Raw genomic sequence first — 666 nt, forward strand, 5'->3', positions numbered from 1 at the left:
CGCCTGCAGGCGAAGGCCGAAGATCGCGACCACCAGCATGAACCAGACGAGACTGCCGGACTGGAAATAGAGACTCTCGACACAGGCGGAGAACACGCCGTAGAGCCAGATCCGGGTGAACAGCCTGGTCAGCGCGGGATCGTTGTCGCGCGCCGCAGCCCGGCTCACGTCGCGCAGCGGCAGCCAGACCAGCAGCGCCAGCGTCAGGATCAGTCCCGGAATCCCGGTCGTGATCGCCGCATCGAGATAGGCATTGTGGGCGTTGAACGCGCCGACCGCCCAGCTGGTGCCGCCGCCGGCCTTGTAGACCATCTCGTCGGTCTGCCAGAACAGCTGGAATCCGTATCCGGTCAGCGGCCGGTCCGCGACGGCGGCGGCCCCGACCCGCCAGATGTCGATGCGGTTGGTGAAGGTCGGATCGACCCCGACCAGGGCAACCAGCTCGCGCATCGCCGGCGAGATTGAGCAGCCGATCGTGACGATGTTGAAGGTGGCGAGCCCGAGAAAGACCAGCGGGATCCGGATCGCCGGCCATCGCTCGAAGATCCAGGCGATGGCGAGAATGCCGGGCAGCGCCGCGGTGGAGGATTTGCCGCCGGTCTGCGGAAGGAACACGACCGCGAGCAGCGTGATCACCGCGCCGGCGATGCGGCGGCCGGTGGCGTA

Annotated in this window: 1 protein-coding gene; it reads right to left on the reverse strand. The window is 67.6% G+C overall.

The features are described 5' to 3' along the window. Positions 1-666: O-antigen ligase family protein (locus J6500_RS31515; protein ID WP_225716585.1), on the reverse strand; the 666-nt coding region annotated here is incomplete at both ends.

Source organism: Bradyrhizobium semiaridum, from assembly GCF_020329505.1.
Lineage (GTDB): Bacteria > Pseudomonadota > Alphaproteobacteria > Rhizobiales > Xanthobacteraceae > Bradyrhizobium > Bradyrhizobium semiaridum.